The following is a 25205-nucleotide window of genomic DNA, read 5'->3' on the forward strand; positions in this document are numbered from 1 at the left end:
CTTACACCATCAATATGACAATTAGAACAGCTCCTAATGCACCTAAACTTCTCCACATTTTCACGAATTTGTCTTGTTCTTCTCTTGCTGTTACTTCTTCGGTTTTCAATTGTAATTGAGCAAGTTGGAGATGTTTCTGCTGATCTTCGGAGTCACTCATCCCAAGAACGGAGCCCATTCTAAGTAAAACTTCTTTCTCCCTGATTTTCATTGATGTAGTGGACCAACATTGTTCTACAGCCTTACACCACGCTTCATTGAGCGAAAGTTCTTGTTCCCCTTGCAGCAAATCTGCGGTAGTTTGGAAAAGTTCACGTATTGGTGGTTCAGTTGCTTCTGCGGTTACGAGACAAGCTACTGGTAAAGGCGTTCGTCCATAATTGATTTCAGTTTCAAGGCGTTGCAACGCATGTATGAGAATACGCAATTCTTTTGCTCGATCTACATACTTTGCTGCTTGCAAAAAACCAACTGCTGTTCCAGAGAACAGAATTAGTAAAGCACCTAGCAGCTTAATCATTATCCACCCACCTTTCATTTTCAGTGTGCAAGTTCGCTTCATATTCGATGCCGATTACGCTACTTTAGCCAATCATCGTTATCAAAGCCCGCTTTTTGAACTACCTCATTCAATAAAGGTTCAAAAAGCGGGCTTTTAGAACCGAGAAGATGGAGCGTTACTTTAGGTAGGAGGAAGCGCAAGTGTACGTTATTGGTACACGCGGCCCGGACTTCCCAAGTTCGCTTCATATTCGATGCCGATTACGCTACTTTAGCCAATCATCGTTATCAAAGTCCGCTTTTTGAACTACCTCTTCCAATAATGGTTCAAAAAGCGGGCTTTCAGAACCAAGAAGATGGAGCGCTACTTGAGGGAGGAGGAAGCGCAAGTGTACGTTATTGGTACACGCGGCCCGGACTTCCCAAGTTCGCTTCATATTCGATGTCGAATATGCTACGTAGCATTCTCATCGTTATCAAAGTCCGCTTTTTGAACTACCTCTATAGGACGAAGTCTTTAGCTAGTTCCTCTCTCGCCTTCTCCACCGGCACTATACGATGCATAAAGCCTTTTTCACTGCGCCGCAGTTCGATTATGTTAGCAAATACTTTTTCGTCGATTAGTCTCATAATCTCATGTCGCCCAAGTACTTCTAACACATCGTAAGCATGTGCCGTAGCTATCACTTTCACTCCAGAATGAGCTGCCTCTCGAATGGATACCGCATCTTCTACTCGTCCAATCTCATCTACTATGATCACTTCAGGCGACATCGACCTGAGCATCATCATCATTCCTTCTGCCTTAGGACACGCATCCATGACATCTGTTCGAGGCCCTACATCGAATGTAGGAATCCCTCTAACACAAGCTGCTATTTCTGAGCGTTCATCTACAATTCCGATCTTCATTGGTAATCGTCTATGCCCATCACCATAACTTAATGATCGAGCTATATCTCGTAATATCGTTGTCTTGCCTTGTTGTGGAGGAGATATAATTAGTACGGATTGAAGACCGCCTCGCATGTGTGAAAATAGCTTGGGCAATAATTGTTTGGATGCTCCTATCACTTCTCGCGCAATCCTTATATTGAAGCCACCAATATCGCGGATCCCTCTTACTAAGCCTCCATCCAATATCGTTCGACCAACAATACCAATACGATGCCCGCCTGCAACTGTAATATAGCCACGTCGTAATTCTTCCTCCATCGTATACAGAGAATAGTTCGTTATTTTCTCAAGCAATTTACGGCATTGCTCTGTAGTAGGATGATAGGCTAATCTTGAATCTTTCTCATGTTGACCCGCTTCTGTTACATAGTAGAAGTTCCCTTGAAGCGTAATTTCTAATGGTCTGTGTTCACGAATTCTTATTTCTTCGATGCTGTTCTTCATGTCTGCCGGTAACTTCTCAAGTATCTTTTTTATTTCAATTGGAAGTAGTTGAACAATATCTGCTAACATCGTAATGGTCACTCCCTACAAATTGCTCTTGACGATACAAGTCTATGCTTGTCTTTTCAAAAATATCCCTATTTATTTCATACGTTTTAATAGCTTGCTAGAGAGAATGATAATTACTAACTTACAATTTACGATTCAGGTTAAATTCAGATTGACACCTGCCTAATAATTCATGCATAGGATATCACTATATAGCAGAGCGATAGAAAGAAGGATTGTCTATGCGAGTACAAGTTATTTCCAATGCGAGTGAAGCACATCAGGGGAAATTTATTGGAAAAACTGCAATAGTTATCGATGTTTTTAGATCATCTAGTTCCATTGTGAGTGCTTTAGCTTCAGGTGCAACTTGTGTCATTCCAGTAGAGACAGTTATGGATGCAAAACAAATATATCGAGAATACGACATCCTTGGTGGGGAAAGATTTTGCAAACGAATATCAGGATTTCATTATGGGAATTCACCGATAGAATATCGTAGCTCACAGTTGCAAGATCGTAGAGTCATTCTTACAACTACGAATGGAACGAGAGCCATTCATCGTTCTAAGAGGGCATCAAACATATATATCGCCAGTCTAAACAATGCAAAAGCATGTGCTAATGCAGCGCTATATAGTAATAATGACGTTGTCATTCTATGTGCGGGTAGTCACGACCAATTTACAGTAGAGGATGGATTATGTGCAGGCTATATATTGTCCCACTTAGTCGCTCATAGTAAAAACAGTGAAAATCATCTACAAATAGATGATTTTGGTAAAGCTATGCTTGCTTTATATGAACATAATAAAAATGACATTTCACACGTTATTAGCCAGGGCTTATCTGGGAATCGTTTACAAGAACTTGATATGACATCTGATATTGAAGATTGTGCGCGGCTTGATGTATACGATATAGTGCCCGTATATCTTAATGGGGTTGTTGTCGTTAATGCTAATAATACAACGTACAGTTAGAAGCATAGTGAACCTATAAAAAAAGGAGTTTCCGTCCTAACTCGTTATGTTAACGAGTAAGAGACAGAAACTCCTATTTATATAATAGCTATTTATCTTCTTTCAGATGGTCCACCTACGAAGGCTTGTTCTGTTGCATCTAGGCCATAGGCTGTGTGCAAAGCAATAACTACTTCATTAAGTTTCTCAGAACTAATTACACATGAACATTTAATTTCAGAAGTGCTCACCATATTAATGCTAACTCCTAGCGAAGAAATAGTTGAGAACATTTTTGCAGCAACTCCAGGATTACTCACCATACCAGCACCTACAATAGATACTTTTACAAGATTGTCTTCTGAAATTGTCTCACGATATGGAACTATATTTTTGATACCTTCGATAACTGAAATTGCTTTATCTTTATCGCCACTAGCAAGAGTAAAGGCAAAATCAGCCTTACCATTTTGAGTTCCACTTTGAACGATAATATCAACATCAATACCATTATCTGCAAGTGCACCAAACACATTCGCTAATACACCTGGAACATCTTCCACGCCATTGATTGTAATTCTTGCTACATTTTTATCAAAGGCAATACCGCGAACAACTACGCCTTGTTCCATAATCGCTTCCTCCTTCACACTTGTGCCTTCATTCTTAGTAAAGCTTGAACGAACGACTAACTGTACATTATTATGCTTCGCATATTCAACTGCTCTAGGATGTAGTACTGCTGCACCTAGATGTGCAAGCTCAAGCATTTCATCATATGAAATTTCATCAAGCTTACGAGCATTTTTCACGACGCGCGGATCTGTTGTATAGACACCATCAACATCAGTGTATATTTCACAAATATCAGCGTTAATTGCCGCTGCAAGTGCCACTGCGGTTGTATCAGAACCACCACGACCAAGTGTCGTAATTTCTCCTGCTTCACTTGCACCTTGGAACCCAGCAACAACGGCAACATAACCTAGTTTCAACGCTTCTTGTAAACGTTGAGGTTGAATGTCGACAATTTTTGCTTTTCCATGTACGGAATCAGTTTTCATACCAACTTGCCATCCAGTAAAGGACTTAGCTTTACCGCCAGAAGCTTCAATCGTCATCGACAGAAGTGCGATAGAAATTTGTTCTCCTACTGTAAGTAACATATCCATTTCTCTTGCAGATGGATTTGAATTTAACAATTTTGATTGTTCGATCAAATCGTCTGTTGTATCACCCATAGCTGAAACAACAACTACAATATCGTTTCCTTCTTGTTGTCTTTCAATGATTCGTTGTGCAACACGTTGCATTCTCTCGGGCGTTCCCACGGAACTACCACCAAACTTCATCACGATCAAAGACAAAGCTGCTCACTCCCAACCTTGACATAGGTAATTAATCCTTACTTATATATGCATACGGTTATATATTATATCACCCATTGCATTTTATGAATACATTAATATGAAAAAAGCTGCTTGAATATTTCAAGCAGCCGTTTATTACTAATTATGCGCGAGAGATGTATTTACCTTCGCGAGTATCAATTAGAAGCACATCACCTTCGTTAATAAACAATGGCACTTGAACGTTATGTCCAGTTTCAACTTTAGCATTTTTAGTAGCACCTTGAGCAGTGTTACCTTTAACGCCTGGTTCTGTTTCAATAACTTTCAAATCAACACTGTTTGGAAGTTGAATACCAAGAATTTCACCTTGGTAGCTTGTAATATTAACATTCATGTTTTCTTTTAAGAAATTCAATTCCCACTCTAGTTGAGATTCACTTAATGTGAACTGATCATATGTTTCATTATCCATGAAGGAATACTCTCCAGCAGCACCGTATAAGTATTGAACTTCGCGGTTTTCAATAATCGCACGACCGATTGTTTCACCTGCACGGAAAGTTCTTTCAACTGTATTACCATTACGAAGATTTTTCATTTTCGAACGTACAAACGCTGCGCCTTTACCAGGTTTAACGTGTTGGAATTCTACTACTGTGAAAATATCGCCTTCTACTTCAACTGTTAAGCCTGTCTTAAAATCGTTTACTGAAATCATGAATGATTCCCTCCTGAGATAAGTTTCTGATCACACAAGTATTAGTTCTTTTGGTGACTTGGTTAGTATTTGAATGCCTGTTTGAGTAATTACAATATCATCTTCGATTCTTACACCACCAAAACCAGGGATGTAAATACCAGGTTCAACTGTAACTGTCATTCCAGGTGTTAATATTGTATCGCTGAAGCGAGATAGTCTAGGTGCTTCGTGAATTTCCATCCCGATGCCGTGCCCCGTACCATGTCCAAACAGCTCACCATATCCGTAATTAGTAATCACATCTCGAGCAAATGCATCCCCTTGTACACCTGTCACACCCGGTTTAATGTTAGCTAAGGCGTTCATTTGTGCTTCAAGAACGATGTTATAAATTTCAAGATGTTTTTCAGTCGGCTTTCCTACAACAACTGTCCTAGTTATATCTGAGCAGTATCCTTTATAGTAGGCACCAAAATCTAATTTAACAAATTCATTATTGCCGATAATTCGCTCGCTGGCAATACCATGTGGCAACGCAGAACGTTCACCAGAGGCTACGATCGTCTCAAAAGATGAACTTGTTGCGCCATTTGAACGCATAAACATTTCCATTTCTAGAGCGATATCTAATTCCCTAACACCTGGCTTAATGTAATTCAATATATGAGCAAAGGTACGATCAGCAAGATCAGCTGCTTCTTGAATAATTTGAAGTTCTGCTTGATCTTTAATCATACGAATTTGTTCAACAAGACCTGCGGTTGGACTAAGTTCAATACCTGCAAGCTCATTTTCCCATTGTTTATATTGAGCAAATGAAATATGATCTTGTTCAAATCCTACTTTGTTTATACCAAGTTTTTGAAGCAATGTTTTAATTTCAACCATTGGTTGTGACATATACTCAAGTACCTGATAGCCTTTTGCCTGCTCTGCAGCTTGTGTACGATAACGAAAGTCCGTTAATAAGTATGACGCAGATGTCGTCAATAATAATGTACCTGCTGAGCCTGTAAAACCGCTAAGATATCTTCTGTTTATTGGGCTATCAATGATGATTGCTTCTAATTGCTTCGCCTCTAATAGAGAGTGAAGTTGTTCTGTTCTTGGGTTTGTCATGGTTTATACCTTCTTTCAACATACATAGTAAAGGCGGCTCAAAACTTTCGTTTGTGATCACGATGTAATACTTCGTAGTCATTCGAAAAATTATTTATTCAACCTTTAGTCTGAGATAATTGTGTCACTAGAGCCTCTAATCCCAATGTGTAACCAATTGGGCCAAAGCCTGCGATTTGTCCTACTGCAATCGGTGCGATTACAGAATGATGTCTGAAAGCTTCTCTCTTATGTATATTCGAAATATGGACTTCTACAACAGGGAGAGAAATCGTACTAAGTGCATCACGAATAGCATAACTATAGTGTGTCCATGCACCAGGGTTAATAATAATTCCATCTACATTACCATAAGCGGCATGAATTCGATCAATCATCGCACCTTCATGGTTACTTTGAAAGAAACTAACTTGAACCCCCAGTTGTGAAGCTTTTTCCGTAATCATTTGCTCAATTGCCGCAAGAGATACATCTCCGTATATACCAGGTTCACGAATACCTAGCATATTCAGATTTGGTCCATTTAACACGTCAATACGATGCACAATATGCGCCTCCCAAATTGCCTTCAATAGCTCATACAATGAGCCTTTGACATTTTACCACAAAAACGGGCGTTTTGAGAAGTCAAAGTTCGTTAGTTAGGACGCGTTTGCAGGCTCACGTGATGCTTCATCCGTGAATTCGAACGCAATAGAGTATCCGATGAATAATCCCCATACTACAAATAGGCATAAATCTGTTACTGCTAACGTAAATCCAACTCCAGTTTGAATCTGTGTAAATCCAAATAAAGGTCCAAGACCAAACAGAATTCCCCACCATCCTAGTCCGTACCATAAACCTGGCCAAGCTCCTTTCAAATTGCGAAAAAACCACATATATAAGACGCTTGCTACTATTGAAAAAGCGGTAAAAGAGAGAGTTCCTAGCGTCTGACCGAAGCCGCTTGTCATTTGCTCATTACTCAACCAATTACGTATGAGAAACGATACGGGTTCACTCGTAAAGTTACAATAATAACTTATCATTCGTATACAACTCCAAAATAGACCTGCAAAAAAACCAATGTATATAGCATAAGCTAGCGGTTTTGTAACACCTGTTCTTTTGAAATTTTGAAATATTGAGTTCATCGAACTAACCTCCTTGAGTTTATTGTTCTAGTATGGATAATTCCAACTATTCTTAATCGCCTAACAAAGTTAGTTGCAACATATAACGTTTGTTTTCATGACTAGGTCGCTAGTAGTTGTGACCAAGTCGTTGGCAATCTCATATAAAATCAAGTACAATAGAACAATAGATCGTAGCATAGAAAGGAGACTTTTTCTTGTCAGACAAATCTCGTGGTATTTATGGCGGACAAGCCGTCATTGAAGGTGTAATGTTTCAAGGTAAACATGTAAACGTAACTGCCGTTCGTCGAAAAAATAAAGAAATAGAATATTTAGAGGTTCCTAGAACGTATACAAGTTGGGTTCAAAAACTTAAAAAAGTCCCATTTGTTCGCGGAGTCGTTGGTATCGTTGAATCTAGTGCAAAAGGGTCTCAACATCTAAATTATTCTGCGGATGCATATGCAGAAGATCAAATGGACGAAATGACAGAAGAAGAAAAAGAGAAAGAAAGAGCTAAAGCAGCCAAAAGCGAAGGAAAATTTAGTCTAGGTATGGTACTTAGTGTTGCTGCAATAGGCGTGCTATCTTTTGTTTTTGGTAAGCTGATCTTTACAGCTGTTCCTGCTCTATTAGAAGAACTGATTTTTCAAAATATGTTTGAAAGTAAAGTCGGGCATACTGTTTTAGAAGGACTTATTAAAATCATCTTATTATTAGCGTACTTATATTTCCTATCATTGACACCTATGATTAAGCGTCTTTTCCAATATCACGGTGCGGAACATAAAGTTATTACTGCCTATGAAGCTGGTGTCCCTCTCACTGTGGAGAATGTACAGAAGTATACACGATTACATTATCGTTGTGGTTCTAGCTTCATTATTTTCACAGTAATCGTCGGTGTCATCATATACTCTATGCCTATGTTTGTATGGGATAGTATTTGGGAAAGAATTTGGATTCGTCTTGCATTACTACCAGTTGTGCTTGGTATTTCATATGAAGTACTTCGCTTAACCAATTCTGTTCGTGAAATACCTGTATTGCGTTTCCTAGGGTATCCTGGACTATGGTTACAACTTTTAACAACAAAAGAACCAAAAGATGATCAAGTTGAAGTATCAATTGCATCTTTTAATCGTATGCTAGAGATAGACAACAAAATTTCTCAAGGAGCTACACTTACTAAATAAAGTGAAAGGAGCATCATTGAATGAAGTTCCGTCATTGGTTAAGTTACCTTATATTTGCTTTAGTAGTACTTGGTATCGGTGTAACGATCTCTCGAGATCCTATCATGATTATCATTCCATTAGTCATTTTCGGAGTAGTCTTTTACTTGATTAAACGTCCTCCGTCTTTCAATCGCAATGAAAAAAAAGCGACTTATTATCGGAGTAGTACATCTACAACTAAGCAAAGTAAACCGAAAAAAGATCGCCCGCGTTCAAAAACTGTTCCTTTCAAAGTTATTGAGGGTGGTAGAGATGATAACGATACACCTCGTTATCACTAATGTATCACACTAGCGAATGTTTGTTACGAAATAGGGCATGAGTTCGGCTTAAGCCGAACTCATGCCCTTTACTTATGTAATCTTTAATGCCATATCAAGCAATTTTACGAATTGCCTTCAAGGAAACTTTCATAGCCTCTATATAAATGATAGAAATAATTCAATTGCTGCTAAACGAATAGACTTCCGAATACACCCAAAAGTTTTTTATTATCTAGCCATTCAATACAGTTTCTGTTTCAAATCTTCAAGCCAATTCCTTCATCCAATCCGAGCATGAGATTCATATTTTGTACAGCAGCACCTGAGGCGCCTTTACCTAGATTATCATATCTTGAGATAATATTTACTTTATCTTTTTGTCCAAAAACAAAAATTTCAAGACGGTTCTTATTATTGCATTCTGATATCATGAAGTCTCCTTCATCAAGGTATTCTTCTGAATCATACGGCATTACATGAACAAAACGTTCTGTTTCATAATAGGCTGATAATACTTCATGCACATTTTTTGCATTAGAGTTTCTAGGTAGAATCCTACTAATTAAAGGCACTGACATTGCTAGTCCTTGTGCATAGTTAGCTTTAATAGGTGTGAATAATGGTTCGTGTAAAAGCCCTGAATACAATAACATCTCTGGAATGTGTTTATGTTGATGTTGTAATGAATAATGTCTTGGAACGTTCAGTTTTCTTGCAGCTACTAATGCCGCATTCTCATATTCTACTATTCCGCTTCTACCAGCTCCGGAGTACCCTGTCACCGAGAAACACGTAACAGGGTACTCTTCTTGTAGAATACCAACTTCGATTAGCGGTTTAATGGTTAGAATAAAGCCAGTTGCATGGCAACCTGGGACTGAGACTCTCGATGCAGTCTTTATCAAATCTCTTTGACCTTTCAACTCAGGCAAACCATATACCCAATTATGATCAGTTCTGAAGGCAGTACTAGTATTAATGATTTTTGTGTTTTCATTTTTCACAAGCTCAACAGATTCTATAGCCGCTGAATCAGGTAAACAGATAAAAACGATATCTGCTGCATTAAGAAATTCACTTCGTACTTTAGCATTTTTTCTTTTGTCGGGGTCTATCCTAAGAATTTCAATGTCCGATCGATTTGACAGATACTCAAAGATCTTCAAACCGGTTGTACCTTCTTGTCCGTCTACGAAAACCTTATATTTCATAAAATCACTCCATTTAGTATATTTATACAATAATGTGAATAACTATACAACTTTATTTTACTTTGATCAAATATTATTTGAAGGAGTGATTTTTAGTAACACTAAAAAGAGGCTGTCCAAAAAATCATTGACCCATGACTTTTTGGACAGCCTCTTCAATTGTTTACTTATTCTTCGTTATCTAATTCAGTTCTAAATTGTTGAAATTGCTCCATACGAGCAGGGTCTCTGCGGAAATATTCTACTAGAGTCTCGATGCAAGTAATTGAATCCGAACTCAAATGATGCTCAATACCCTCAACATCAGCATATATATTTTCAGCTTGCACACCTATCGTCGTTAAAAATGTCTCAAGCAGTTGATGACGTTCCATCAATCGTTTCCCCATTTTTTTACCCTTAGGAGTAAGGATCAATCCACGATATTTCTCATAGATCAAATAATTATCTTTATCTAGCTTTTGAATCATTTTTGTTACAGAAGATGGATGTACTGATAAGCCTTCAGCAATATCTGAGACCCTCGCATATCCCTTTTCTTCCATAAGCTTATAAATTCTTTCCAAGTAGTCTTCCATGCTCGGAGTCGGCATTGAAGAACCCCCTAACATTACTTCATCACCAGTCTAGCCTTTGGTGTCACTCGTATTATGATACACTTTTTCATAGGAACCGTGCAAGCTTTTGTAGATTACTTCATCTAGACTAGAACTTCAGCCAGTCTGGTGTAATCATATTAAGCCATATTGTAATCTTTGTCATCTGATCAGTAAATAATAGAATCCCCATTAAGATCATTACAGCGCCACCGATTTTCATTACCAAACTTGAATATTTCAATATCCATTTAGCAGATCCTAAGAAGAATGCTAGTACGAAGAATGGTATCGCAAAACCTAGAGAGTATGCTGTAGTCAACTTAAACCATGTCCCTGGCTCAGCTGCTGCCATCGAAAGAATAGAAGCTAATGCCGGCCCAATACAAGGTGTCCATCCCGCAGAAAACCCTATTCCAAAAACAAAAGAGCTAACATATCCAGTTTTCTTTGGTATGAGATTCATACGCTTGTCTTTCATTAATAATTGCGGTTGGAAAATACCAACTAGAAATAAACCCATAATAATAATTAAAACTGCAGAAACTTGGCGAATGACTTGTTCATATTCACTGAAAAATTCACTAAATACATTGGTACTATATCCTAATGTGTAATACACCGTACTGAAACCAAGCACAAAAAAGAGTGTGTGACTCATCATTAGCCATCTCTTCTTTGATCCTAGCTCATTCTCTTTCAGTTCAGCTACTGAAATACCCGTTATGTAGGATAGATAGGATGGATAAAGTGGCAAGCAACACGGCGAAATAAATGATATAAACCCTATACCAAACGCTAACCAAATCGAAATTTCATTCAATTCCAGTCACCTCATCAGTTTATTATCTGGTTCTGAGCAATAAATTTTTTCCTAGCAAAATAATTAGTAAGAACGCAATCAAGACAAGTACAATTGTACCACCCGCTGCCAGATTCCATATACCTGCAACTAATAAACCAATAATTACTGCCAATTCACCGATTAATACAACGATAAATATACTTTGTCGGAAGCTTCGAGCAAGTAGTAAACTACATGCGGCAGGAATTGTTAATAATGCTGATACAAGTAATCCCCCAACGATTTTGATAGAAACACTTATAACTAAAGCAGTCATTACACTAATAAGTATATTATAGAAACTTACAGGAACACCACTTACCGAAGCAGCTTCCTCATCAAAAGTAAGTAGAAATAATCCATGCATATGCTTACCAATAATAAATAGCACCACAACTGTTACACCAAAGATCAACCATAAGTCAGTTGAATTTAAAGTATAAATGAATCCAAATAAAAAACTATTTGGGTCCATATTCAAATCACGACCTAAAGTAAAGAAGATCGAAGCTAATGCGATTCCGCCTGACATAATAATGGCTAGCGATAATTCAGCATATGATTTGTATGACTTCCGCAGTTTTTCAATAGCAAATGAAGCTAGTAACGCAAAAATTAATCCATATAATATTGGATATTTTCCAACAACGAATCCTAAAGCTACCCCGGCAATAGCCGCATGAGATAATGTATCACCAATCATCGATAAACGACGTAACACTAAAAATATTCCCATTAACGGAGCAGTAATGCCGATTAGAATTCCTCCGATTAGTGCACGTTGGAAAAATCCACTCATCAAAATATCCAATCTATATTCCTTCTTTCTTACTTTCCAATTGAGTACGCAATGATCGCAAACTATGGGCTAAGTTTTGCTCGACACAGTCTTGAGTTTCATGAGAATGACGAATATAGAAGTTCAATTTCCCAGAGCTTGCAGCAGGCTTATCTCCTAAATAACCTTTGATCATGTCCATATCATGAGAGACCATTAAGAAGGTCATATTATGATGCTGATGCATATGTTTGATCATATGGAAGAAACTAGCTTGAGTCTCTGCATCTATACCTACTGTTGGTTCATCAAGAATGAGTAACGAAGGATTATTAATAAGTGCACGCGCTAGAAACACTCGTTGCTGTTGTCCGCCAGATAATTGCCCAATTTTCTTATCGGCCAAATCTTCTACGCCCATTGCCATAAGTGCATCATCACATTTAATATAATCTTCTTTCGAATTTCTCCCGAACCATTTGCGCTTCCCAACTAAGCCTGAGATAACTACTTCTCTAACGGTAGCAGGAAACAGTGGGTTCAATGAATTTTTTTGTGGTACATAACCTATTTTCTCCCACGCTTTGAATTGTGACAACGGTTGTCCAAATAATTTAACTTCACCAGAGCTAGGTTTCAACAATCCCACAATCATTCGAAGCATCGTAGTTTTTCCCGCTCCATTGGTACCAATCAAACCTATAAAATCTCGTTCTTTCACACTAAAACTTACATCTTTCAATATTTCACGTTGCTGATAGGAGAACGATACCGAATCAACCGTAATAATATCTCGGTGGCAAGAAGCATCTATTTGAGTAGCCATATTTCCTCCTAAAACTTTTGTTACTTCTCGAAAGTGACTTCTAGCTTACAAAAGTCGCTTCGGAAGCATAAACTAACTTTTCATGTAGCTCTCTATTATACTTCATTTGAATGAAAATTACTTCGAAAGTATCAAGACAGCAAAACGGAGCTTATTAAGCTCCGCAGCGAATCCAATACTACTATTGTAATGCTTGAACTAAATTTTGCAAGTTCAGCTCCATTAAACTAAAATAATCTTCTCCAGCTTTTTCTTGTCTCGTCGTTAGACCTTCTAGAGAATATAATACCATCGTATCAACTTTAGCTTCAGATGCAAGCATTTTAGCTAGATTATCCGATACTAACTCTTCGAAGAAGATATACTTCACATCATTAGCTTTAACTGTCTTAGCAATTTCAAGAATATCTTGTGCTCTAGGCTCTGCATTAGGGCTAAGACCCATAATAGATATTTGCTCTAAATTGTAATCACGTGCTACATAACCAAATGATTGATGCGATACAACAATAGTCCGCTTAGTAAGATTAGATAATGCATCAGTATATTGTTTGTCTATACTTGTTAATTTTGCAACAATCGCATTGTAATTTTCTTCGTATTGTGCTGAATGTTCTGCATCAACTTCAATAAGGCTATCTTTAATGTTACTTGCTAACACTAATGCTGACTTGGGCGACACCCATGTATGAGGATCAGTTGTATGGCTATGAGAATGACCTTCTTCTGCAGTAGCAACGTGATCGTCTTCCGTTGCATGATCATGGTCATGGTCTTCTTCATGCTCCGATTCCTCATTAGCTGTATCGATCAACGTCATTCCTTCACTAACTTCTTTTACAGCAACTTTACTATCAGATTCCAAACCTTGCTTGAAATTTTCAATCCATGTTTCAAGTCCAGCTCCGTGATATAGTAATAGATCAGCATTGGAAGCAGTAATAAGATCTTTACTCTTAGGTGTCCAATCATGTGGTTCCACACCAGTTGCGATGAGATTAGTAACATCTACTTGCTCACCACCAATTTCTTTTGTTAAGTAATAAATAGGATAAAAGCTTGTTACTACTTGAATATGTGAAGGATCTTTACTAACATTTGATGATCCCGTATCATTACCACAACCCGTAATCGTAACGATCATTGCGATAATAACAATAAGTGCACTAAAACTCTTGTTTATTTTCTTTAACATCATATAATCTCCTATAAATGTGTTTTGTTAATAGTAATCGTTACTATTACGATTTTCATTATAGTAGTTCAATAGAGTAGTGTCAACTGTTTCATTCCAAAAATAAAGAGCTGTTTATTGCCATCATTAGCAATAAGCAGCTCTTTCATACACATTATTATTTCACAATTGCACCATTAGGCATACTGTCTGGTACCGTTGTTAAAGTCAATTGATCATCTACAGAAGCAGCAAGGATCATACCTTGAGATAGTTCACCACGTAGTTTCACCGGCTTTAAGTTTGTTACACAAATAACTTTTTTGCCAACAAGATCTTCTGGTTTATAAAACTTAGCAATACCAGATACAACTTGTCTTTGCTCGTAACCTAGATCAAGTTGTAATTTCAATAATTTATCCGCTTTTGGTACAGGTTCAGCTTGAATAACTTGTGCGACGCGTAATTCTACTTTAGAAAAGTCCTCAATACCAATCTCTTCTTTAATATCAGCAGGTTTTTCAATTGCTGGCGTTGGTTCAGCAGCAGCACTACCACCCTTCATAGAGTTAGTAATGAATGTTACTTCCTCTTCTAGATCAAGACGTGGGAATATAGGATCTGCTTTCGCTACTTTCGTACCCGTTGAAATTTTGTTATAGTCTGCAATGCTATTCCAAGCCGTTAGCTCACCTTCAGCAATACCTAGCTGTTGCCACATTTGGCGCGGAGCATGTGTCAAGAATGGTTGAATCATAATGCTAATTGAACGAAGTGACTCGGCTAGATGCCCCATAACGGAAGCTAATTTTGTAGCTTCTGCTGGATCTTTCGCTAATGCCCACGGTTGAGTCTCATCGATATATTTATTCGTACGACTTACAAATTTCCAAATCGCAGTTAATGCTACCGAGAACTCCATGTTATCCATAGCTTCTTCAACTTGATTCAAAGTAGATTTTGCATAACTCTCTAATTCTTCATCAAATGAAGAAGTTACACCAAAGTCTGTTGGAATATTTCCATCGAAATATTTATCAATCATCGCAACTGTACGATTCAACAGATTACCTAGATCATTGGCAAGGTCGAAGTTAATACGTTCGATAAAGTTATTTGGAGTGAATTCACCATCTGAACCAAATGGTACTTCACGTAGCAAATAATAACGAAGTGCATCTAGACCGTAACGGTCAATAAGGACAACCGGATCAATAACTGTCCCTTTAGATTTTGACATTTTTCCTTCCTTCGTTAACAACCAACCATGAGCAAATACCTTTTTCGGAAGTGGCAAATCTAAAGCCATTAACATAATCGGCCAATAGATAGTATGGAATCGAACGATTTCCTTCCCTACAAGATGTACATCTGCTGCCCAATATTTCTCGAACATATCTTTCTTAGCATCATCACCATATCCGATAGCTGTAATATAGTTGGATAAAGCATCAATCCATACATAGATAACATGCTTTGGATCTCCAGGAACTTTAATTCCCCAATCAAACGATGTACGAGATACTGCTAAATCTTCAAGACCTGGCTTAATAAAGTTGTTAATCATTTCATTACGGCGTGATTCCGGCTGAATAAACGTTGGATGATCTTCATAGTATTGAAGCAAACGATCTGCATATTTGCTCATACGGAAGAAATAGCTTTCTTCTTTCAGTAATTCTACTGGACGACCACAGTCAGGACAGTTGCCGTTTACTAATTTATTCTCTAGGAAGTAAGATTCACAAGGTGTACAGTACCATCCTTCATATGAACCTTTGTAAATATCATCTTGATCAAGTAACTGTTTGAATAGCTTTTCAACTACGACTTTATGTCGTTCTTCAGTTGTACGAATAAAATCATCATTAGAAATTTCTAGCTTAGCCCAAAGTTTTTGAATGCCACTAACAATTTCATCAACAAATTGAATTGGAGTTTTACCACTTTTCAAAGCGTTTCTCTCAATTTTTTGCCCGTGTTCATCTGTACCTGTCAAATACCATACATCATAGCCACGTAGACGTTTGTAACGTGCTGTAGCGTCTCCTGCTACCGTCGTGTATGCATGACCGATATGCAACTTATCACTCGGATAATAAATTGGTGTTGTGATGTAAAAGCTGTTGTTGTTGCTGGACATTGTATCACTCTCCTAATTGTAATTCAAAATATTTACTTGTGATCACGATGATTATGCTGATGTAGTGTATTCGACGGCGAATATGGCATTCATCGGAAGCCTGCGATGCTCGTGTACCAATTACGTACTCTCCGCTTCTCGTTTCCTAGCTTCTTGCCATCTTCTTGGTGCTGACAAGCAATTATTTTGAACCTTATTATAAGTCGTAATTCAAAATATTTACTTGTGATCACGATGATTATGCTGATGTAGTGTATTCGACGGCGAAGATGGCATTCATCGGAAGCCTGCGATGCTCGTGTACCAATTACGTACTCTCCGCTTCTCGTTTCCTAGCTTCTTGCCATCTTCTTGGTGCTGACAAGCAATTATTTTGAACCTTATTATAAGTCGTAATTCAAAATATTTACTTGTGATCACGATGATTATGCTGACGTAGTGTATTCGACGGCGAAGATGGCATTCATCGGAAGCCTGCGATGCTCGTGTACCAATTACGTACACTCCGCTTCTCGTTTCCTAGCCCTAGCTTCATGCCATCTTCTTGGTGCTGACAAGCAATTATTTTGAACCTTATTACAAGTCGTAGTTCAAAGTACTTGCTTGTGATCACTTACTCATTAGTTCATGTTAAAAAAACGAGCTTTTTGAACTACTTCTTAAAATGAAAGTTCAAAATCGCGGGCTGTCAGCATCAAGAAGATGCACTTCAGCTAAAACGAGTTGCACAGTGTACGTTATTGGTACACGAGCACACGCAGGCTTTAGATGGAGGGCATATTCGATGCCGAATCAACTACGTTAGCATAAACCGCGTGATCACAGCCCGCGATTTTGAACTACCTCAAAACGCAAAAAACTCTCGTCCATATGGGACGAGAGTTACTACTCACGTGGTACCACCCAAATTCCAAGACTTGCGAAAAAACTGCTTGTCTTGCTTCTTAGATTGCCAACTGGCAATATCTTTATCGCAGACTTACGCCTTGCCCTCACGATATTCGCTCGAACAAAGAACCTCCAAGACCATATTCCAATACCTTCAACATGTCGGCTTCCACCAAGCGCCGTACTCTCTACAAAGGAAGGTTACTGTACTCATCTCTTCACTGGTTATCGTTATATAGATGTTAAATTTGAACTAATATAACTCTAATATAAAAAATGTACACGTCAATGTCAAGTGAGTCTATTTACTCTTTGTTTTTGGCTCTGGTACATAATCTATACCACCTTGATGAAACGGATGACATTTGCTAATTCGTTTTATAGCTAACCATGACCCTTTGAATGGACCATGCTTTTCAATCGCTTCAAGGCCATATGCCGAGCATGTCGGATAAAATCGACAAGTCGGTGGCTTATGAGGCGAGATGAATAAGCGATAAAATTTAATTGGAGCTTGAGCAATAGTTTTCATTACATTATTCGTACTCATCCCTATTCGCCGCCCTGAACTTGCTCTTCCTCAGCACAAGCTTTGCAATGACCGAAAACTTCAAATTTATGTCGAATCACTTTAAAATCAGTAGGAACATTCGTTTGTTCCATTGGACAAAACTTAATGGGATAAGTTTTACCACAACCAAGACATATCATATGATGGTGATGATCATTCTCACGACAATGAATTTTAAACTTCACGCCTTCTTCGAACATCACTTGTTCCAAAACACCTAATTCCTCCATCACTCTTAGGTTCCTATATACAGTATCAAAGCTAAGCCCTGTATACGTTTTTCCCATATGATCATAAACATCTTTCGGCGATAAATAGCCTACCGCTTCTGAGAAAAGTTTTGCTAATGTTTTACGCTGATCTGTAACTCGTAAGCCTCGAGCTGACATAAGCGTAACAATCTCATCAAATGTTTGCATCTAAATCCCTCCTAACTAAATAAGTTAATGTCTTGTATTGAGAAAAGCTCCCTTGCATTAAGAGAGCTTCGTATCTACCCGTTATAATACATATCTGCTAAAAAAGCACCAGACATACCTAAGAAAAATACTGTTGTTAATCCCCATAGCATACTACGAATCATAGTCAATTTACGAATCTTAGTCTCAGGTGCATGCTCTAGTCGAGCCATTGAAACTGATCGGTGAAGAAACAACGTCGTAATAAGTGAAGCGACGAACAATATATTAATGCCGAACCATATTGCTTGCCAATACATGCTGAAACCCCCGTTTGCTATACATACCAAATATTAAGAATAACCATAAGGACAATAAAGCTTACTAGAGCACCTGCAAAATTGTACCAGCCCAAGCGGAATCTTTGTTGAAACATTTGCAAAATACCAAAGCTTAATAACCCAAAAATAAGTAAAATAAATACAACAGCAATGATAAATAAATCCGCAGAAACATCGCTTACATCTACTACTGACACGGTGGACACTCCTTCACGATCTAATCGTAATCACTAGACATTATACTAGATCATGAGATTATTAGCTAGTTTGTTATAAAATGTCGATAAAATTTTATTGGTCTTGGTCGTTTAGTAAGTCTAATGATCAGCTTATCTTCCTCAATTTTCGCTTTGCACTCTTTAGATTTCACTAATTTAGGCAGTTTTATCAATTCAATATGCTGATCTGGTAAGCCTTCTATTTTCACAAAATCTTCTCTTACAAATAATAGAATGTCTTCTTGTTCATAGCCTATTGGTAGTTGAAACGTTACTTCTAGTACTTCTTTTCCTTCTCTAATTTGATAATTACTTTTAGATGCATGTTCGTTTTTATTTGTAGTTGTAGCGGCAGTTGCTTGTTTTATCTGATTAATCCAATTATCTAGCACTGGAATTTCCCTTAGGCTTTCCAGATTTTTCGGAAAATTTGTATTGCTGAACCACTTCTCGAAATCATCCCAATTCTTCAATTATCTCACCTCGTATGATTCTTCTATTGTTTATCTTATGCACGAGCTAACAAGTAGGCTACTATCATTGTCAATATAGGAACTCTTAGGCAACTGATGCATAAACTACACTAAAACACTCGAAGCAGGTGAGTTCATGCCATCAATAGTCGGCTTTGTAAATGTAGTGAGTAACGGGTCAAGTGGAATTGTACAGTTTGGTGATGCTGTGCAAGTTTCACCTTCTAGCTCTTCCAAAACTTATGCTGGAGCTGGTTCCTTCTTAACGGGTAGTTTAGCAAATTCTAATACAGGACTAAGTGCTACCAATTCATTAGATAATGATCTTGTCGACAACGTCAGTGGAGTATTGTGATCGCTATGTTAACTGTACAACAACAAATCAACATTCATAGTATTCACATTGAGACCATTTCGAATAGCTCTGTTTTTCAAATTGGTACATCAGGAGCTATCTCTGCTGTTTCTCATATCTCTACACAAACTATACCTCACACAGCAGCATATCATCAGCAATTACAAATGGACCAATTCACACCTTTTCTAGTCCCGCTTCCAAATCCTAGATAATAACAATAAAATTACAGAAGGGCTGGATCTACGATGTATAACTCTGAATCTTCGACATCTTCGCAGTTAAACCCATGGCAACAATGGGCGTTCCGTATCGAACAACGACTGCAAGAACAACAAGATACGATTGATACATTACAAGCAACAGTATCCCAACTAGAGCAACAACTAACAGATCAAAAACAAAATCATAGTTCCAGTAACCCTCCTATATTTCATGTTGATAAAATCGAGTATCATTTTGATCAGTTAAAAGTAGAAACTTTAGAAGGCTCCTTACAGATTGGCATGTCAACAGCTAGTAGCAGTCAATTGCCGACGATGATTGAAGAGTTAGCAATGAAACAGAAAAATGTTCACGGTAATTCACCACATCCCAATTCCAAAGTCAAAGTCGTAGAAGGTAATACAGCTCATAATCTTTCCAAACCAATTAAAACATCCGTTCACAGTAGCATTCCTTCGGCAAATAATGCCCCTCCAACTGAGCATTCAGCGAACCTCCCTGCCGGTTTTGAGCAGTACTTGAGTGAGCAATTAAGAACTTATCTTCACGAACAAGGGGTAAGCTATATTCGCAAGATGAGTTCACAATTAGATATCCCAATTGATGATGATCATATCACCCAAATTATAGTTGATCTAGAAAACCAAATTGAGGCTCGAATCCATCATTATGTAGCCGATGAAGCACCTTCTTTGACTCGAATTGCTCCATCTTCTGATCAAGAGCTACAGCATGAATGGGAAAAGATTGAGAGATCGGTAAGTGAACGTACTTGGCATGATATAGAGACTGCAATTAGGTACTATTTACAAGAACAAGCCGTGCGATAGGAGATTACTAATGAAAATTATTATTCAAGAACAACATCTCCATGTGGAGCAAATTGATGTCATTGCTAACTCAAGTTGTTCTAATATCCAAATAGGGGATAACGACCAAGTGGTACTCTATTCTTGTATCGAAACACCACCTGATGGTGTTCAAATTGGGCCATTTAACTCCGCTTCAAAACCTGCACTATGCTCATCAGGTAAATTAATTCAATTACCTGAGCCCACATTAAGTAAGGGGAAATATCGTTATGAGTCATAATACGCTCTCTAGTGTTACAAAGCTAAATGTTATTAATAATTCCTCGAGTTCAATCATTCAAGTTGGTGATCGTGACAATACTTCAATGTTCAGTAGAAGTATTGTTGTAGTACAAGATGTAACAAGGAATACGGGAGATGAGCCTGATTTTAATCAATATCAACTATTTTGCAAGCCATCTCCCAATCTAAAGCGCCTCTTGTATCACAGTAAGATCATTGAAAAAGAAAATGATATCGAACAACCGTTGGATCTTAACTCAGTGCCCAATATCACCATTGGCCGAATGAAAGTAATATCTAACTCTGACTCGTCGAATATCCAGATAGGGAATGGTAAGCATATTAATTCGGAGTACCGTTCAAAAAGCTTTGATCAGCATTTCGTTTCGAATCCACACAAAGAAGGGTATCCTTTCTTACCGTAACGGTAATGAAAGGATACCCTTCTTTGTAATTCGTTTTGACCTGATCATCAATTAGCAACCTAACTGTTAACAGTAATAAATTTAGAAAAGATAATCACTATACTGTTTGGTTTAATTGCTTGTATTTCGCAGCGTATTTACATACTGATTGAACAACCGTAGCATGTGACCATGTTAACGGCGCTACAGATAATGGTGTGCCATCAAATGGATTCAATTGTTCCGCTAATACTCCACTAGATAAAGCATGCTGAGCAACCCATTCCAACGTACGTCTTGGACTTTCAAGATCTGCAATCGTTTTGGCAGACTCTATCTCAAAGTTAGCTACCCACAATGTACATATAATCCATGGGTTGCCTGGTATCCGCTCAATATCACCTGATTGTTGGAAATAGTAGTCATTCATATAACGCGCAATTCCACCAATTTCAGTTTTAACTTGCAATCCATCCTTAATCGCTAGCATCGTTTTTTGTACACGATGATCATTTACAGGAAGCACACCAAAGTCGAGAATACCAAACATACTACTTTCGAGTGTCATATCTTTTACCCATACGTTTTCCTTCATTACTAGTCCACGGGCAAAACGTCCAGCTTCTTCATCCCACAGATGCTCAAGCATTCCTTTTTTTATTCGCTCTGCAGTATTTCGATAATGATCGCTACGTTCGTAGTCTCCGAATAAATCGGTAAAGGAAGCAGCTGATATTAAGCCTCCGTATACAGATGCTACAGTGTAGGTCCAAATTCCGTAACGTTCTTCCCATAAGTCATAACTTGGTTTGGGCAAATTCAAGTCTTCTTCCATATAACTACTTAAGAAATTAGCTGCTTTCCGTATAAGTTTCGTATATAATCCTTGCGGCAGCTCAATAACTTGATGACGAGAGTAATCTTGCCATAAGGCAAAAAGAACTAATGCTGTCTCATCTTCTTGAATTGGTAGTCGACGGCTCCCTTGAACGATATAAGGATGCCAACTTGAACCTACCGTTCCATCTGGATTGTACTTATGATACAAATATCCTTCGGACGAGATCGTATTCGCACAAAATTGGAAGAATGGTGCAATCATACTTTGGTATCCTGCTAAAGACATCGCATCAGCCACTAGAGCGCCATCACGAGGCCACATATAACTATAGTGATCTCTATTGTACTGCAAAATATCAGTATCATTAGCAGCTAGAATGGCGCCTTTCTCGTCAGTCTGGGTTCGAACAAGCAATAAACTTAACTTAAATAATTTGCGAACCTCATTCGGCAAGTCTCCAAGATCAGACTCTGCACGTTGTAACCAATGATTCCAGTATACGACTACACGACTTAATAGTTTTTCTGGGTGGTGCTCACGAACATATTGATCTAGACGTTTTACTTCTTCTAGATTAGGACCGATAGACATCCAGTAGAAAATGGTCTTTTCACTATGGGCTCCAACGACAGTTCGGAAACTAAGCGTACTATCAACCGAACCTTGAGCAATCGTATTTCCCATTAGTGTACCATCTTCCGCATCTCGCCATGTTCCCTCTGCTGTATTGAAGCGTTTCACCCCAGTAGAATATTGTAAGATTCCACCTTCATCTGAGAAACCATTGAACATAAAATAATTAGAACGTTTGTAGTGGTAGATTGTATGATTTTCAGGATAATATACTGCTGTATCTCCGACTTCTGTCCCCTCAATCATAAGATCTTGGTGGAAGAAAAGTCTCACTTCACGAGCTTCATTTCGATGATTGCGTATTGTCACTTGTTTAATGAAAATACACTCTCTTTGATGAATTCCGTCATTAATTTGTAATTCAATGCCTAATCGATCATGCTTAGCTATAACATTGGTAACTAGAGAGTCTTCCATGTAATCAAGGTCAAACTTCCACTCCGCATGATCTAACCATGAGAACTCACCTTGCACCCAAATTCCAACTCGACAATAATGTCCTCCAACATGATTCAATTGCCCAACATACGGATAATAAATATCCCTAATAAAACCGTGCTGATCCATATTAAGCAGCATCTTTCCATTACCTACAACTAAGTGACGTGCCATGAAGTTATCCCCTCTCCTTTAGCTAAGTTGTTGATATAGCTTTTTATATAGTTTCGCTGAGCGATTCCAACTATAATCTTCTCGAGAACCATTATCTACAATTCGTTTCCACACTTCTTGATCACTGTACAATCGAAGTGCATGACGAACGGTATATAAATAATCATGTGCATTATAGTTCGTAAATGTGAATCCATTCCCAGAATAAGTATATTCATTATAAGGAATAACAGTGTCCCGTAACCCACCAGTTTCTCTCACAACAGGAACGGTACGATATCTTAGTGAGATTAGTTGGCTCAAACCACATGGTTCAAAACGTGATGGCATTAAGAACAAATCAGCTCCACCATATATTCTACTTGCGATTCGATCGCTATATCCAAGCCAAAATCTAAATTTAGTTGGATGCCTTAGTGAAGCCTCGTAGAAATATTTTTCATACTTCTCATCGCCAGAACCAAGTACAATCATCTGCACATCGTCTTGTAATAGCTCGTCCAATGTAGCGATAATTAGATCAAAACCTTTCTGCTCAACTAATCTAGAAACAACACCGAGTAAAGGTATATTAGCATCTTGCGGCAATCCCATTTCAGCTTGTAAATCTAGCTTATTTTTTTGTTTTCTTGTAAGCGAATTACGATAAGGTGCTACAAGATGGGTGTCCGCCATTGGATCAAACATTTTCTCATCAATTCCATTAACGATTCCGATCAAATCTTCACGACGATATTGCAACAGAGTTTCCATCTTTTCGCCATAATAAGCCGTTTGGATTTCCTCAGCATACGAAGGACTAACCGTTGTAAGCTTGTCCGCATATTGTAATCCTGCCTTCATACAACTGGCATTCCCGAAAAATTCAAGACCTTCTGCATTGAAATATTCATCTCCAATGCCAAGTAACTCTTTCATATTATCTATACTGTATATACCTTGATACATCAGATTATGTATCGTGTATACGGATCGAGACTGCGACCAATCGGGATGAAATTCATATCTCGTTCGAAGTAAGAATGGGATTAATCCTGTTTGCCAATCATTACAATGGACAATATCAAATTTTTGTCCGTAATAGGGTCCGGCTTCAAGAACTGCAGCCGAGAAGAACACAAAACGTTCCGCTTCGTCACCATATCCGTATAGACCATCTCTTTTGAAATAATGTTCATTGTCAATCAGATAATAAGTGATTCCTTCAAGTTCGCCCTTCCATAATCCACAGTATTGATTTCGCCAGCCAAATCCTACCTCAAACTCTGCTATGAGCGTGAAATGTTCTAAATATTGAGACTGAATGGAACCGTATTTAGGTAATACAACGCATGTACTAACATCTTGCTCATCTAACGCTTTTGGCAGTGCACCTGCCACATCAGCTAGTCCACCACTCTTAGCAACAGGTACAGCTTCAGAAGTTACAAACAGTACGTTCATCCTTACTACCTCCTAAACTTTTTGCTGCTTCTTGATTCACTTCTAGTTTTTCTAAAGTAACCTCGAGAGCATAATCCATAACTTTTTGTTACTTCTCTATCTAGAACCTACGATATTAATTGCATCGTAAGTCTGTAACCTAAACTTATCTCTACAAGCGGGCTTTTGTTAGCCAAGAAGATGAGGCGCTACTTGCGGAAGGAGGAAGTGCCAGTGTACCTTATTGGTACACGCGGCCCGGACTTTCCAAGTTCGCTTCCTATTCGACGTCGACCTATCTACGAAAACACATTCATGGTGATCACAAGTGAGTTTTTTGAACTTCAGCTTATAATAAGGGTTCAAAACAGTCGCCTGTCAGCACCAAGAAGATGACCCAAAGCGATAACGAGTAGCACAGCGTACGTCTTGTGTACGTGAGCATACGCAGGCTTT

General features: G+C 38.2%; 28 protein-coding genes, 1 pseudogene and 1 other annotated feature. Of the genes and pseudogenes, 8 read left to right on the plus strand and 21 right to left on the minus strand.

Annotated elements, in window-relative coordinates; genetic code table 11:
• Window position 1: 1 nt before the first annotated feature.
• Both spoIIIAB and spoIIIAA read right to left on the minus strand, forming a co-directional pair.
• On the minus strand, window positions 2–520 hold the full coding sequence (gene spoIIIAB, locus NAG76_20985; protein URN94266.1) for a stage III sporulation protein SpoIIIAB: 519 nt from the start codon (window positions 518–520) through the stop codon (window positions 2–4).
• Window positions 521–1002: 482 nt separating this feature from the next.
• Window positions 1003–1971 (minus strand): stage III sporulation protein AA, encoded by a 969-nt coding sequence (gene spoIIIAA / locus NAG76_20990; GenBank protein URN94267.1) that lies wholly within the window; start codon window positions 1969–1971, stop codon window positions 1003–1005.
• A gap of 221 nt (window positions 1972–2192) precedes the next feature.
• On the opposite strand from spoIIIAA, the gene NAG76_20995 reads away from it, so the two are divergent.
• On the plus strand, window positions 2193–2933 hold the full coding sequence (locus tag NAG76_20995) for a 2-phosphosulfolactate phosphatase (protein URN94268.1): 741 nt from the start codon (window positions 2193–2195) through the stop codon (window positions 2931–2933).
• A 92-nt stretch (window positions 2934–3025) separates the two neighbouring features.
• Here the strand turns inward: NAG76_20995 and NAG76_21000 are convergent, their stop codons facing one another.
• The 5 genes from NAG76_21000 to NAG76_21020 form a co-directional block, all read right to left on the minus strand.
• Window positions 3026–4279 (minus strand): aspartate kinase, encoded by a 1254-nt coding sequence (locus NAG76_21000; protein URN94269.1) that lies wholly within the window; start codon window positions 4277–4279, stop codon window positions 3026–3028.
• A gap of 145 nt (window positions 4280–4424) precedes the next feature.
• On the minus strand, window positions 4425–4982 hold the full coding sequence (efp, locus tag NAG76_21005; protein ID URN94270.1) for an elongation factor P: 558 nt from the start codon (window positions 4980–4982) through the stop codon (window positions 4425–4427).
• Window positions 4983–5012: 30 nt separating this feature from the next.
• The gene (locus NAG76_21010) at window positions 5013–6083 is read right to left on the minus strand and encodes a Xaa-Pro peptidase family protein (GenBank protein URN94271.1); all 1071 of its coding nucleotides are present in this window, start codon (window positions 6081–6083) and stop codon (window positions 5013–5015) included.
• 98 nt (window positions 6084–6181) lie between these two features.
• Window positions 6182–6628 carry a type II 3-dehydroquinate dehydratase gene (gene aroQ / locus NAG76_21015; protein URN94272.1) on the minus strand — a complete coding sequence of 149 codons (447 nt, stop codon included), beginning with the start codon at window positions 6626–6628 and terminating at the stop codon, window positions 6182–6184.
• 96 nt (window positions 6629–6724) lie between these two features.
• Window positions 6725–7219: a YqhR family membrane protein gene (locus tag NAG76_21020; GenBank protein URN94273.1), complete on the minus strand. Its 495-nt coding sequence runs from the start codon at window positions 7217–7219 to the stop codon at window positions 6725–6727.
• 197 nt (window positions 7220–7416) lie between these two features.
• Between NAG76_21020 and NAG76_21025 the strand changes: the two genes are divergently transcribed.
• Complete coding sequence (locus NAG76_21025; protein URN94274.1) at window positions 7417–8397, plus strand: DUF1385 domain-containing protein; 981 nt, start codon at window positions 7417–7419, stop codon at window positions 8395–8397.
• Between the two features lie 20 nt (window positions 8398–8417).
• A complete protein-coding gene (locus tag NAG76_21030) occupies window positions 8418–8720 on the plus strand; it encodes a hypothetical protein (protein ID URN94275.1) in 303 nt (100 codons plus the stop codon).
• A 239-nt stretch (window positions 8721–8959) separates the two neighbouring features.
• Here NAG76_21030 and argC read toward each other — a convergent pair whose 3' ends face one another.
• The 12 genes from argC to NAG76_21090 all read right to left on the minus strand — a co-directional run bounded on the left by argC (window position 8960) and on the right by NAG76_21090 (window position 19163).
• Window positions 8960–9913 carry an N-acetyl-gamma-glutamyl-phosphate reductase gene (argC, locus tag NAG76_21035; protein URN94276.1) on the minus strand — a complete coding sequence of 318 codons (954 nt, stop codon included), beginning with the start codon at window positions 9911–9913 and terminating at the stop codon, window positions 8960–8962.
• A 167-nt stretch (window positions 9914–10080) separates the two neighbouring features.
• Window positions 10081–10506, minus strand: coding sequence for a transcriptional regulator MntR (mntR, locus tag NAG76_21040; GenBank protein URN94277.1), 426 nt, complete (start codon window positions 10504–10506; stop codon window positions 10081–10083).
• A gap of 112 nt (window positions 10507–10618) precedes the next feature.
• On the minus strand, window positions 10619–11332 hold the full coding sequence (locus tag NAG76_21045) for a cytochrome c biogenesis protein CcdA (GenBank protein URN94278.1): 714 nt from the start codon (window positions 11330–11332) through the stop codon (window positions 10619–10621).
• A gap of 22 nt (window positions 11333–11354) precedes the next feature.
• Window positions 11355–12164 carry a metal ABC transporter permease gene (locus NAG76_21050; GenBank protein ID URN94279.1) on the minus strand — a complete coding sequence of 270 codons (810 nt, stop codon included), beginning with the start codon at window positions 12162–12164 and terminating at the stop codon, window positions 11355–11357.
• 1 nt (window position 12165) lies between these two features.
• Window positions 12166–12957, minus strand: a complete 792-nt coding sequence (locus tag NAG76_21055) for an ABC transporter ATP-binding protein (GenBank protein ID URN94280.1) — start codon at window positions 12955–12957, stop codon at window positions 12166–12168.
• Between the two features lie 181 nt (window positions 12958–13138).
• A complete protein-coding gene (locus NAG76_21060) occupies window positions 13139–14155 on the minus strand; it encodes a zinc ABC transporter substrate-binding protein (GenBank protein ID URN94281.1) in 1017 nt (338 codons plus the stop codon).
• A 154-nt stretch (window positions 14156–14309) separates the two neighbouring features.
• Entirely contained in the window at window positions 14310–16274 is a 1965-nt protein-coding gene (gene metG, locus NAG76_21065) for a methionine--tRNA ligase (protein URN94282.1), read from the minus strand.
• 868 nt (window positions 16275–17142) lie between these two features.
• Window positions 17143–17393 (minus strand) — a binding site (T-box leader).
• Between the two features lie 70 nt (window positions 17394–17463).
• Entirely contained in the window at window positions 17464–17694 is a 231-nt protein-coding gene (gene yidD, locus NAG76_21070; protein URN96900.1) for a membrane protein insertion efficiency factor YidD, read from the minus strand.
• Between the two features lie 20 nt (window positions 17695–17714).
• Window positions 17715–18152 carry a transcriptional repressor gene (locus NAG76_21075; protein URN94283.1) on the minus strand — a complete coding sequence of 146 codons (438 nt, stop codon included), beginning with the start codon at window positions 18150–18152 and terminating at the stop codon, window positions 17715–17717.
• A gap of 74 nt (window positions 18153–18226) precedes the next feature.
• The gene (locus NAG76_21080) at window positions 18227–18451 is read right to left on the minus strand and encodes a hypothetical protein (GenBank protein ID URN94284.1); all 225 of its coding nucleotides are present in this window, start codon (window positions 18449–18451) and stop codon (window positions 18227–18229) included.
• Window positions 18452–18468: 17 nt separating this feature from the next.
• Entirely contained in the window at window positions 18469–18669 is a 201-nt protein-coding gene (locus NAG76_21085) for a hypothetical protein (GenBank protein ID URN94285.1), read from the minus strand.
• Between the two features lie 65 nt (window positions 18670–18734).
• Window positions 18735–19163 (minus strand): Hsp20/alpha crystallin family protein, encoded by a 429-nt coding sequence (locus tag NAG76_21090; protein ID URN94286.1) that lies wholly within the window; start codon window positions 19161–19163, stop codon window positions 18735–18737.
• Window positions 19164–19299: 136 nt separating this feature from the next.
• Between NAG76_21090 and NAG76_21095 the strand changes: the two genes are divergently transcribed.
• The 5 genes and pseudogenes from NAG76_21095 (at window position 19300) to NAG76_21115 (ending at window position 21262) form a co-directional block, all read left to right on the plus strand.
• Window positions 19300–19518 (plus strand): spore germination protein, encoded by a 219-nt coding sequence (locus NAG76_21095; protein ID URN94287.1) that lies wholly within the window; start codon window positions 19300–19302, stop codon window positions 19516–19518.
• A 5-nt stretch (window positions 19519–19523) separates the two neighbouring features.
• Window positions 19524–19631 (plus strand): annotated as a pseudogene (locus NAG76_21100) (spore germination protein GerPB).
• A gap of 135 nt (window positions 19632–19766) precedes the next feature.
• Window positions 19767–20573 (plus strand): spore germination protein GerPC, encoded by an 807-nt coding sequence (locus NAG76_21105; protein ID URN94288.1) that lies wholly within the window; start codon window positions 19767–19769, stop codon window positions 20571–20573.
• Between the two features lie 10 nt (window positions 20574–20583).
• Window positions 20584–20835 carry a hypothetical protein gene (locus NAG76_21110; GenBank protein URN94289.1) on the plus strand — a complete coding sequence of 84 codons (252 nt, stop codon included), beginning with the start codon at window positions 20584–20586 and terminating at the stop codon, window positions 20833–20835.
• Window positions 20825–21262: a spore germination protein GerPE gene (locus tag NAG76_21115; protein ID URN94290.1), complete on the plus strand. Its 438-nt coding sequence runs from the start codon at window positions 20825–20827 to the stop codon at window positions 21260–21262. Before NAG76_21110 ends, NAG76_21115 begins: the two co-directional genes overlap by 11 nt.
• Window positions 21263–21359: 97 nt before the next feature.
• Here the strand turns inward: NAG76_21115 and NAG76_21120 are convergent, their stop codons facing one another.
• Together NAG76_21120 and glgA are read right to left on the minus strand one after the other, a co-directional pair.
• On the minus strand, window positions 21360–23327 hold the full coding sequence (locus tag NAG76_21120) for a glycoside hydrolase family 15 protein (GenBank protein URN94291.1): 1968 nt from the start codon (window positions 23325–23327) through the stop codon (window positions 21360–21362).
• Between the two features lie 18 nt (window positions 23328–23345).
• Window positions 23346–24770, minus strand: a complete 1425-nt coding sequence (gene glgA, locus NAG76_21125) for a glycogen synthase GlgA (GenBank protein ID URN94292.1) — start codon at window positions 24768–24770, stop codon at window positions 23346–23348.
• Window positions 24771–25205 lie beyond the last annotated feature (435 nt).

The sequence above is a fragment of the Candidatus Pristimantibacillus lignocellulolyticus genome (assembly GCA_023639215.1).
Lineage (GTDB): Bacteria > Bacillota > Bacilli > Paenibacillales > Paenibacillaceae > Pristimantibacillus > Pristimantibacillus lignocellulolyticus.